General features: G+C 31.2%; 11 protein-coding genes. 6 read left to right on the top strand and 5 right to left on the bottom strand.

Features of this window, described 5'->3' with window-relative positions:
* The 4 genes from BLS00_RS07260 to hflK are packed head-to-tail and all read right to left on the bottom strand — an operon-like array spanning window position 1 to window position 4,169.
* Window positions 1-663, bottom strand: coding sequence for a methyltransferase domain-containing protein (locus tag BLS00_RS07260; protein WP_176759865.1), 663 nt, complete (start codon window positions 661-663; stop codon window positions 1-3).
* Entirely contained in the window at window positions 656-2,389 is a 1,734-nt protein-coding gene (locus BLS00_RS07255; RefSeq protein WP_091404232.1) for a hypothetical protein, read from the bottom strand. The genes BLS00_RS07260 and BLS00_RS07255 overlap by 8 nt, the downstream gene beginning before the upstream one ends.
* Window positions 2,389-3,249, bottom strand: a complete 861-nt coding sequence (gene hflC, locus BLS00_RS07250; RefSeq protein ID WP_091404229.1) for a protease modulator HflC — start codon at window positions 3,247-3,249, stop codon at window positions 2,389-2,391. The genes BLS00_RS07255 and hflC overlap by 1 nt, the downstream gene beginning before the upstream one ends.
* Window positions 3,246-4,169, bottom strand: a complete 924-nt coding sequence (gene hflK, locus BLS00_RS07245; RefSeq protein WP_167849033.1) for an FtsH protease activity modulator HflK — start codon at window positions 4,167-4,169, stop codon at window positions 3,246-3,248. Before hflK ends, hflC begins: the two co-directional genes overlap by 4 nt.
* Before the next feature lie 193 nt (window positions 4,170-4,362).
* Here hflK and BLS00_RS07240 point away from each other — a divergent pair, with 193 nt between their 5' ends.
* Both BLS00_RS07240 and BLS00_RS07235 read left to right on the top strand, forming a co-directional pair.
* Window positions 4,363-4,626, top strand: coding sequence for a thioredoxin family protein (locus BLS00_RS07240; RefSeq protein ID WP_091404225.1), 264 nt, complete (start codon window positions 4,363-4,365; stop codon window positions 4,624-4,626).
* Between the two features lie 71 nt (window positions 4,627-4,697).
* Window positions 4,698-5,933 (top strand): replication-associated recombination protein A, encoded by a 1,236-nt coding sequence (locus tag BLS00_RS07235; protein ID WP_091404222.1) that lies wholly within the window; start codon window positions 4,698-4,700, stop codon window positions 5,931-5,933.
* Window positions 5,934-5,946: 13 nt separating this feature from the next.
* Here the strand turns inward: BLS00_RS07235 and BLS00_RS07230 are convergent, their stop codons facing one another.
* Window positions 5,947-6,180 carry a S4 domain-containing protein gene (locus tag BLS00_RS07230; protein WP_091404221.1) on the bottom strand — a complete coding sequence of 78 codons (234 nt, stop codon included), beginning with the start codon at window positions 6,178-6,180 and terminating at the stop codon, window positions 5,947-5,949.
* Window positions 6,181-6,375: 195 nt separating this feature from the next.
* Between BLS00_RS07230 and BLS00_RS07225 the strand changes: the two genes are divergently transcribed.
* The 4 genes from BLS00_RS07225 (at window position 6,376) to BLS00_RS07210 (ending at window position 11,480) form a co-directional block, all read left to right on the top strand.
* A complete protein-coding gene (locus BLS00_RS07225; protein WP_091404217.1) occupies window positions 6,376-7,431 on the top strand; it encodes an ABC transporter ATP-binding protein in 1,056 nt (351 codons plus the stop codon).
* Window positions 7,428-8,612 carry an ABC transporter ATP-binding protein gene (locus BLS00_RS07220; protein ID WP_167849034.1) on the top strand — a complete coding sequence of 395 codons (1,185 nt, stop codon included), beginning with the start codon at window positions 7,428-7,430 and terminating at the stop codon, window positions 8,610-8,612. The genes BLS00_RS07225 and BLS00_RS07220 overlap by 4 nt, the downstream gene beginning before the upstream one ends.
* Before the next feature lie 91 nt (window positions 8,613-8,703).
* The gene (locus tag BLS00_RS07215) at window positions 8,704-10,437 is read left to right on the top strand and encodes an ABC transporter substrate-binding protein (RefSeq protein WP_091404212.1); all 1,734 of its coding nucleotides are present in this window, start codon (window positions 8,704-8,706) and stop codon (window positions 10,435-10,437) included.
* 71 nt (window positions 10,438-10,508) lie between these two features.
* Complete coding sequence (locus tag BLS00_RS07210) at window positions 10,509-11,480, top strand: ABC transporter permease (protein ID WP_091404210.1); 972 nt, start codon at window positions 10,509-10,511, stop codon at window positions 11,478-11,480.
* Window positions 11,481-11,486 lie beyond the last annotated feature (6 nt).

Below are 11,486 nucleotides of genomic sequence, written 5' to 3'. Positions count from 1 at the left end.
TTATATAATATAAGGCCTTTTAAAATTTAAATTTTTCCCACCATTTTTTCTAACTTTGATATTAATTAATTGAATGTTTTTACTTTTTTCTCCCAATGCAGGAATGATTTCATAAGGTTCTAAATTATTTTTAATAGAATGATAAAAAAACGACCTAAAAGTATTATTATGTACGACATAACTTATGGTTTTTTTATTTTTAATCATTTTCCAAGAGTTTAAAACAAAAGATATAATATCGTCTTCACCAAATGTTCTCGCTATTTTTCTATCGTTTTTTAAACTTTCCCTTCCAGAAGTATAATGTGGAGGATTTGATATAATCAAATCAAAACTTTCATGTTCAAAATAACTGCTTATGTTTGCAATATTGTCGTTTATGAACTTTACATTTTCACACTTGTTAATGATTCGATTTCTTTTTGATAGTTCGTAAAGCTCTTTTTGTATTTCAATTCCAGTGAAATGGCAGTTTTTAAATAGTTTTGAAAGAACTAAACTCACATGTCCAATCCCTGATCCTATTTCAAGAATTTTCATTTTATCTTTTATAAGATTTAAACTAGAATTTGCCAAAAATACAGATGCCGAATTAGGAAGATGAGTATTAGAATTAGTTTCCAAAATTAAATTTCTAAATAAGTTCTCAACAGAACTAATCAACGGAATCATCTTCCAAATAAAGAGAGAAATTTATGTTATTAACATTTTCAACTATACTATTTATTGAATTAAAATAACTAAAATTCTGATTATAAAGTTCATTTACCATACTGTTTTCTATTACAGTTCTAGTTCTAAAATTTTGTTGAAAACTATTAATATTGCTATTATAAATCATAGTTTCATATGAATTTTTTATATTTAAATCAGAAAATTCACTATTAAGTATATAAATACCAGAAATATTTTCTAAATTGTTGCTTCCTTGATTTTTTATCACATTATAAAACTGAACCCTTGATATATTATTTAAATTAATTCTTGAATCAGTAGAAAATTTCGTATTTTCAAGAAATATTAGATTCCCTCTTTTCCCACTGATATTAATGTTTTCAATATCAGAGTCAGAAATAATTAAATTTCCTCCATCCATTACTATGATACCCCTACCTATGAGATTGCTGTTTACCAAACCTGGCATTATAAAAAGATTTCCTCTCACGATTAATCTTGAATCTGCAAAAAATCTTAAAGTAGTTCCAGATTCTATAAACAATGTTGTTCCTTCTTCTATCAAGATATCTGAAGCTATAATAAAAGGTGAATTTATCTGATTTAAGATAGAATTTTGTTTTATATTGTCTAAAATACCTGATTCATAGGGTTTTAAAGTATCGGTAAATTTTATAATTGGAGGCGAAGGGAGCCCTTTAGTATTGTTTTTTGAAACTTTTCTCACAAACGACAAATTTTCATCTTTAATTTCAAAAAAAGTTGAATTAGTTTTATATTTAGGGTACCAACCAAAATTATTTTCAAAAACTTCTATAATATATTGTGTTGATTCACCTTCAGGATTCCATGAGAAAAATCCAGAGTCAGAAGAAATCAACCTTGAATTAACGTTTGGACTTAAAGGGATATTAAGATCTTTAGATATTTTTAGAACTTTAGTATCAAAATTATTGGATGAATCAAAAGCATTAATTGTAGATGTTGATAGGTTAGATTCTAACAAATTATACGGATAAAAATAACTATCATCTTCATTATTTGCTACGAATATATTCAATTCTTTATCCCAATCATCATAAAATTTTAGTTTATATTCAGAAAATAAATTTATTTTTATCTCTTCTGAAATAATTTTTGGTGGTCTATCTATATTTGTATTGATAATGGTTGAAAAATTAGTTGTGTTCATAGTATTATCATAAAGGATAACAGATAAATTAATATCGCCGCTATCTTTATTAATGTTTTTAGAGAAAGAAGTGTTTACCGAAGACGCGACCAATGTGTCCCCTATTTTAAGTTCTGAATAATTATAATCATCAGAGTTTGTTTCGAAATTTATATTCAAAACACTTTTTTCTATAAAAATATTATTTTTGGTTATATTTGGGCCTTCATTATCAAAAAAAACAGTTGTAGAATATTGGGTTATTAATTCTTCATCGTCGTTAAAAAATTCTAATTTAAGATTTTTATTACCATACTCCAAATTTTTTATAAAAAATGACCCCGGTGAACTTTGAAAATTCACCGGAGATTCATTTATATAAACATTATAATAGTCATAATCAAAATTAGTGTTAAATTTCAAACTTTGATTAGGAGATATTCTTGTTGTTTCAATCATGACTAATTTTTCCTTGGTTTCGTTAGAACAGGAAGTAAATACTAATAGAGTTAAAATAATTAATAACCCCATTATTTTTTTCATTATTCCACCTCGTAAAAATATCTCATTAATGGAGAATCTAAAGGAATTGATATTACAGAATTATTCAATGATTCTTTATAAATAGTTGTAAGTCTTTGTAATTCATAAAAATCTGAATCTTCGTTGTAAGCATCAGCATAAATATTTAAAGCGCTTGCGTCTGCAGTACCCATTATAATTTTTGCATCCCTGTTTGCTTGGGATAAAATGATCTCTTTTTCCTTGTCTGCTTCAGCTCTTATTTTTTGACCTTCTTTTTCACCTTCAGCTCTAATTTGTGCTGCAATTGAATATCTTTCTGCATTCATTCTTTCATAAACAGCTTTTCTGTTGTCATCTGGAAGATCAGTTCTTTTAACTCTGACGTCAACAATATTTATTCCGTATGTTTTTAGAGATTCTTCACTTCTAACCTTGATCTCTTCTAAAAGTTCTAATCTTTTTTTTGATAAAATTTCTTCAAAAGTATATTTTGCAATAACATCACGTACATGAGAATAAACAACGTCATCAATTCTTGTTAATGCATTATTTATGGTTCTCATACTTTCAATAAAGGTTTGTGGGTTTGAAATTCTCCAAATAGAATAAGTGTCTACAACTATGGTTTTTTTATCCTGAGTTATAACTCTCTCAGTATCAATATCATAAAGCATTATTCTTTTCTCAAATTTTAAAACATTATCTACAAATGGAGTTTTAAAATAAATGCCTGGTTCAGTTATTATTTTTTTTATATCACCAAATCTTACAATAGCCCCTTGTTGAGTTTCATCTAAAATAACCAATGATGTAGAAAGGAAAACTATTACTAAAATGGCGATAATTCCCAAAGTTATCCAAGTTCCTATTTTTTTCATTTAGAATCACCACCTAAGATTTGATCTAAGTTTAAAAGTTTTAGAGTGCTGTCATTTTCTGAAATAACTTTAATTTTTGAACTCTGAAGCATATCGTTTATAGCGTCAAGGATTAATCTTTTTCTTGTAACGTCCTCAGAATTTTTATATTCATCAAGTATTGCAAGGAACCTCTGTGTTTCACCTTCAGCATCTGCGACTTGCTCAAAAGCATAGCTTTCTGCTTGCCTCAAAATCTGTTCTGCTTCACCTTCAGCTCTTGGTAAAATGTCATTAGAATATCTATTTGCTTCATTTATGATTTTTTCTCTGTCTTGCTTAGCATTGTTGACATCGTCAAAGGCTGCAACTACAGAATCTGGAGGAGTTACATCTTGCAAGAAAACACTTTCAACCATGATTCCTGAGTCATATAAGTCGAGCGTTTCTTGAACCAATTCAGCAGTTTTCATCGCTATTGAATCTCTTTCAGCTGTTAAAACATCATCTATATTGGATAATGCAACTCTTTCTCTTAAAATACTTTCTGTCGTGAATTTAACAAGATTATAATCATCAATAATTCTAAAAGCGGCCTTTTCAGGATCCCTTATTCTATATTGAACTACTGCTTCAATATGTAAAATATTTTCATCACCAGTTATCATATTTGATTCTTGATCTAATGTTGAATAAGTGGGGTTAGAACCACCTCTTGTTGTTCTGAAACCTATTTCAACCTTTTTAACACTTCTTGTATCAACAATTACATGTGATTGAAAAGGAATTGGAGCATGAATGTGTATGCCTGGTCCTTGTGTAGTTTGATATTTACCAAATGTTTTTACCAAAGCCACTTCAGATGAACCAACTTGGTAAACTCCTGTGGATAAATAAATGCCAATTAAAATTATGATAATTATACTCACAATAGTTTTTATATGTGGAGTTTGCCTACGTTTTGGCTCCTGATTTTTGTTTTCCTCAGGATTAAAAACTTCATATTCTGCCATTTTCACACCTCCCGGTATTATAAGACTATTATAACATACATATTTGAAAGAAATAATACATTATTAATTCATATTTATATATTATAATATTATTATACCGATATACATAGGAGGGGTATAAATGAAATTCAGATATTTTAAGCATGATGACTGTGGAGTTTGTAAAGCAATACTTCCAAAAGTTGAGAATGTAGCGAAAAAATATGATATAGAAATTGAAATAATAGATACAAAGAAACACCCCGATATTGCAGCTCAAAAACTTATCTTTACTGTTCCTGTTCTAATCGTAGAACATGAAAATAAAGAGTTAAACAGATGGGTAAGAAATTTTTCAATTCAAGATTTAGAAGAAGAAACAAAATATTATTTGGAGAGAATATAATCTCTCCTTTTTTTTAATTAATTTTATGATACTATTGTTATATAAGTGATTAGAAAAAAGGGGAGAGTATTTTGAAAAGCAATAATCCTTTGTCAGAAATTCTTAGACCAAAAAAAATTGAAGATATAATAGGGAACGAAAAATTAAAAAATATCTTTAGAAAATGGTTAGATAATGATTCTATAAAATCATTTGTAGTTTACGGTCCTCCGGGATCTGGCAAATCTACATTTATAAAAGCTATAATAAATGAAATAGAAAATGATTATGAAATTTATCAAATATCTGGAGCTTTAGAAGGGGCAAAGACTTTAAAAAGTATAGTCAATAAAGAGGATAATCTATTTTCTAAACAAAAAATACTTTTTATTGATGAAATTCATAGGCTGAATAGAGCTGAACAGGACACTCTACTCTTGAGTGTAGAGAATGGAGATGTAATTCTATTTGGAGCTACAACAGAAAATCCCGCAGTTAGATTAAATCCTGCTCTATTATCGAGAGTAAACGTTTTCAAAATAAAGGAGTTCAATGAAGAAGAATATGAAATAGTTTTTGATAGAATAGAAAATTTTTATAAAGATGTTAAAATAGATGAAAAAGCAAAGAAAGAAATAATTAATTACGCCAATGGCGATCTTAGAAGAATAATAAACTTCGTGGAAGCTTTAGTTGAAAGTGGAACAAAAAAAATCACAACACAAGAAGTTGATGACTTTACCGGAAAAACAATGCATTATGATGTTGATGATAAATATTCGTATATATCAGCATTCATAAAAAGTGTCAGAGGAAGTGATCCAGATGCAGCAATATTGTATTTGAGTTATATGCTTGAAAACGGAGAAGACCCAATGTACCTTGCAAGAAGAATAGTTATACTTGCGAGTGAAGATATAGGGCTTGCTGATCCTAATGCTTTAAATATTGCTGTTTCGGCAATGACAGCCACTGAACAAATAGGTTATCCGGAATGTGTTATTCCATTATCTGAAGCAACTGTTTATCTTGCCGCTGCACCAAAATCTAACCGGTCTTATAATGCATATTTAAATGCAAAAGAATTTATACATAAAAATAATTTTTCAGTTCCAAAGCATTTAATGAATGCAATAAACAAAAATATGAAAAAACAGGGTTATGGAAAAAATTATAAATATCCGCACGATTTCGGTGGATTTGTAAAAGAAAAATATATGCCCGAAAAATATGAAAAAGATATATTTTATTACCCGAGTAATAATGGTATAGAGAAAAAGATAGGGGAAAGAATAAAGAAAATATGGGATTGGTTGAAAGATTATTGAAAATTAAAGGGGATCAATCCCCTTTAATAAATTTTTCTTCAATAATCTCAAAATCATAATCATCAATTACCTTAATACTTAAAACTTTCTTTCCAAAATTTAAGGTGATTAAATCTCCATCTTTTACATCGTAACCTGGTTTTAATTCTCTGTTTTCTTTTAAAACCATTCCATTAACACATAAATCGTGGGCAATTACCCTTCTTTTAACTATTTTATTTTTCTTTAAAAACTTGTCTAAACGCATTATACAGCCTCCTCAATGAAATAATTTTCGTAAAAAAGATTAAAATTTAAAATACTGAAATATTTTTCAATAAAAGCAATTATTCGCAGTTTAAAACGTATATTTAAGTTTAACAAATAATTTAACACTTGACATTTAATCTTCATATTTATTATAATATATCTTAGATGAATTTAATACATTGGGGTGAGAATATTGAACGAACCAGTTTTGATTGTAAAAGATCTTAAAACTTACTTCGATATAGCTGAGGGAACTGTAAAAGCTGTAAACGGGGTTTCTTTTGAGCTCAATATGAATGAAGCACTTGGGGTAGTTGGAGAAACAGGTTCGGGTAAGTCAGTAACTATGAAGTCCGTAATGGGTATGATTAAGAAACCTGGTTATTTGGCGGAAGGTACACAAATTCTTTTTAATACAGATGAATTTTCTAAAAACGGGGAAAAAGAATATGTGAATCTTGCAAAACTCAATAAAAAAGCTTTTACAAGGATCAGAGGTAAACATATAGGTATGGTTTTCCAAGATCCGATGGCATCTTTGAATCCTATGTATACAGTAGCCGATCAAATGATCGAAACTATAGTATATCATCAAGATGTTACAATAGAAGAAGCAAGAAAAAGAGCAATTGATTTGCTCACAACAGTGGGTTTGCCAAACGCCGAAGAAAGAATAGACGATTATCCTTTCCAATTCTCTGGAGGACAAAGGCAGAGAATTATTATAGCTATTAGTCTATCCTGTAGCCCAGAAGTATTAATCGCTGATGAACCGACAACCGCTTTAGACGTTACCATACAAGCGCAAATTCTTGAATTGATGAAAGATTTGCAGAATGAATTTAACACAGCCATGGTTTACATCACTCATGATTTATCTGTTGTTGCAGAAATTGCAGATAAAGTATTGGTAATGTATGGTGGAAACCAAATGGAAATGGCAGATGTTTATACTATCTTTGATAGACCAATGCACCCATATACAAATGCATTGTTGTCATGTATTCCAAGGCATGACGTTAAAAAGGATGAGTTGAACCCTATAAAAGGTCAACCTCCAATAATGTTAAATCCTCCAGCATTATGTCCATTTTTACCAAGATGTCCGAAGGCCACTGAAAGATGTAGAAAAGAATGGCCAGAACTTGTAGAAGTAGAAAAAGGTCATTTTTTGAGATGTTTCAACCCTTATAAAACTGATAAAGTAGATAGTGGGGATAAAGTTGCAAAAACGGAGGATGATAAATAATGTTATTAAGAGTTAAGAACTTGAAAAAATATTTTCCCGTTAAGCACGGTTTTGTTATAGAAAGAACAGTTGGTCACGTAAAAGCTGTCGACAATGTAAATTTGCACCTTGAAAGAGGAGAAACTTACGGATTGGTTGGTGAATCGGGATGTGGTAAAACAACAATAGGTAAAACCATATTGCGACTTCATGACCCTTCAGCAGGTAAGATAATGGTTGATGACAAAGAAACATCTCATTTTTTCATGAAAAAAAGAGAAGCAAAAGAATTTTTAAAAAGAGAATATGTTGACAAAGCTGAAGGTTTAAAAAAACAGTACAAATCTGTAGATGGTGTAATGGCAAATACAGAAGAATACGAAAATCAATATTATAAATACTATTTTGATAATGGTGAAGAAAAGTTCTATGATTTTATGATGAAAGACATAAAAAAGAAAAGAATGAACTTCAGAAGAAATGTACAAATTGTTTTCCAAGATCCAACTTCGTCTTTAAATCCAAGAATGACAGTTGGGCAGGCACTCATGGAGCCTCTTTTATTTCATGGCGTTGTAAAAAATAAATTGCAGGCTAAAGAAAGAATATTAGAAATGCTTAGAACAGTTGGTCTTAAAGCTTACCACGCTGATAGATATCCTCATCAGTTTTCTGGTGGGCAAAGACAGAGAGTAGCTGTTGCAAGAGCTATAGTCTTAGATCCAAATTTAATTATTCTTGACGAACCAACAAGTGCTCTTGATGTATCAGTTCAAGCTCAAATAATAAGGCTGTTAAAAGAACTTCAAGATAAATTGAACGCAGGATACTTGTTTATATCACATGATTTAGGTGTTGTAAGATACATATCCAATTATGTTGGTGTAATGTATTTGGGTAGAATGGTTGAATATGGTGTTGGAGACGAAGTATTCGATAAACCCGAACATCCATACGCTCAAGCATTGTTAAATGCTGCACCAGTACCGGATCCAAATAAAAGAAGAGATAGAAAGCAATTTATAATAACTGGACAAGTACCTAGTCCTATGAACAGGCCAAAAGGTTGTTTCTTTAATCCAAGATGTAAATTTGCAATGGATGAATGTAAACAAAAATATCCACCATACTACGCCATAAACGATAAACATTTTGTAGCTTGTTACTTATATAAAGAAAATGAAGTAGTTAAGGGAGATTGATTTATAATTTTAAGGAATTTTGGATCAATTGAATAAAAAGTAATGTCAGTTAAATCACTTTTTGAAAATTACTCAGAGGGGAGGGCTTTTTATGAAAAAGCTTTTGGTATTTACACTTGTTTTATTAACATCTTTGTTCTTATTTGCAGAGCCTGAATGGCTCATTGAAAATGTAGAAGGTGGACAAAAAGGAGGTACTTTATATTTAAGTACAACTTCTGGTCCTAAAACATTGAACGAATATTGGGCTCAAGAAACATCATCTACAGATATTACAGATTATTTTAGGGAAACATTGTTACACACTGACAACAGAGCCCGATGGTCTGAACCAGGTTTGGCAAAAGAACACTGGATGGAAGAAACTGAAGACGGCGGAACAGCTTATCATTTTATAGTAAGAGAAGGTTTAAGCTGGTCAGATGGTACACCTTTTACCATTGATGACATTGTATTCACTTGGAATAATGTAATTGTTCCTGAAGGTATGCAAGCAGATGGAAATGATGTTTACAAAGATGAAGCTGGAAACTTACCTGAATTAACAGTAGACGGAAATCACTTGATTTTTACATATCCTACAAAATTCAGATTTGGTTTCGAAGCTTTGGGTGGACAATTTGCTATATTACCAGAACACAAATTCAAAGACAGAGTTTCAGATCCAGACACATTTGCACAAACATGGACAGTTGAACAAATTGATGACATTGTAGGTTTGGGTGCTTTCATCGTTACTGATTACGTAGAAGGTGTAAGAGTTGTATTAGAAAGGAACCCTTACTACTTTGCAAAATCAAAAGACGGAGTACAATTACCATACTTAGACAAAGTTATTTATCAAATCGTTCAAGATTTAAACACAGAAAGACTTAAATTCGAAGCTGGAGAAATTGATGTATTTGCACCAACAGCAGAAAATTTCCCATCAATCAGAGCACAAGCTTCAGAAAAAGGTTGGAAAACAATAGTTGGTGGACCAGTAAACAGTTCACAATTTATCGCATTCAACTTTAATGCTGAAGACCCAGTTCATAGAAAATGGTTTAGAAATACAAGCTTTAGGCAAGCAGTTGCATATGCTTTTGATAGACAATCAATAATAGACACATTGATGAATGGACTTGGAGAGCCTATGTACGGGCCAAGATCAAGATCATCAGCATTCTATAATCCTGAAATAGAAGAAATTGGTTACAGATATTCACTTGCCACAGCAAGAAGAAAATTACAAGAAGGCGGTTTCAGTTGGAACAATGAGGGTAAATTAATTGATTCAGAAGGTAACGTAGTTGCATTCTCATTAAGTACTAACTCAGGAAATAACACAAGAGAAGAAATTGCTAATATATTAGTTGATTCATTATCAAAATTGGGTATTGAAGTAACATTTAGACCAGTACAATTTAACACATTGGTTGGACAAATGTTTTCTGCAAATTGGGATGCTATAATTATTGGATTAACAGGTGGAGACGATCCTGCTTGGGGTTCAAATGTATGGGCTCTTGATGGCGGATTGCATTTCTGGAACTGGAGTCCTGAAGTTCAAGATTGGGTAGACCCAGAAGACTATTATGTTTCTGAAGCTGAAAGAAGAATAGACGAAATAATGAGAGTTAACAAATCAATTTTTGATGAAGAAAAATTACAAGCACTTTGGGATGAATGGCAAATGTTGATTGCTGAAAATCAAATACTTGTTTACACAGTTTCCCAAAACGTATTATTTGCTCACGTAGAAGAGTTACACATATATAACCCAGAACCAAATCCATTAGCAGGAGTATTATGGAGACCTTGGGGAATATGGAAAGAACAATAATATTAATATAAGTTAAGGGAGGGCGGGAGCTTTTTCCTGCCCTTTTAATTAATAAAAGGAGGTAGCTCATCTTGCTAAAGTACATCATTAGAAGGCTGATTATGGCAATTCCTGTTTTGATTGGGGTGTCAATTGTTGCTTTTTTTGTAATTCAAGCAGCTCCAGGAGATTTCTTAGATCAGTACAGACTGAATCCAAGTATATCAAAAGAACAAATTGACCTTTTGGAAACACAGTTTGGGCTAGACAAAGATCCTGTTACTCAATATTTCATTTGGTTAGGAAATATTGTTCAAGGAGACTGGGGATACTCATTTACATATAAAGTCCCAGTTTGGAATATTTTGTTTAGAAGGTTAGAAGCAACATTACTTCTGAGTATAACGACATTCATTTTTACCTGGGGGATAGGTATCCCGCTGGGTATTGTTGGCGCGCTAAAACAATATACATTTACAGACCAAGCATTATCTACATTTGGATTTATTGGAATATCAATACCTAATTTCTTTTTTGCCCTGTTGTGGCTGTTTATGGCAGCAGCGACGGGACTATTTCCGATTGGAGGTATTATTTCCTTAGGTTTTGATGATATGAATTGGTTCCAACAGATGGTAGATTATTTCTGGCATGTTATAGGGCCTATGGTAACGCTTGGTACAGCTGGCCTTGCTGGTACTATGAGGGTTATGAGAGGTCAATTATTGGATGAAATGAATAAAGATTATGTAGAATTTGCCAGAGCGAAAGGAATGCCAGATAGAATTGTTACCTACAAACATGCAATGAGAAATGCCATAAATCCCGTTGTTACTTCATTAGGTTTTAACATTGCAACGTTGCTTGGTGGAGCGGTATTAACCGAAAGAGTTTTTTCATGGCCAGGAATGGGAAGTTTGATAATTGAAGCCTTAGAACAACAAGACATATTTTTGGTTATGGCAAACTTGATGCTTAGTGCATTGTTATTAGTTGTTGGTAATTTGATTGCAGATATATTACTTGCAGCAGTTGATCCGAGAGTAAGAATAAGATTAGGCTAATGGAGG

Origin of the sequence: Geotoga petraea (assembly GCF_900102615.1) — a bacterium.
Taxonomy (GTDB): domain Bacteria; phylum Thermotogota; class Thermotogae; order Petrotogales; family Petrotogaceae; genus Geotoga; species Geotoga petraea.
The sequence above is the reverse complement of the archived record's forward strand: the minus strand, read 5'-3'. Positions and strand labels throughout refer to the sequence as shown.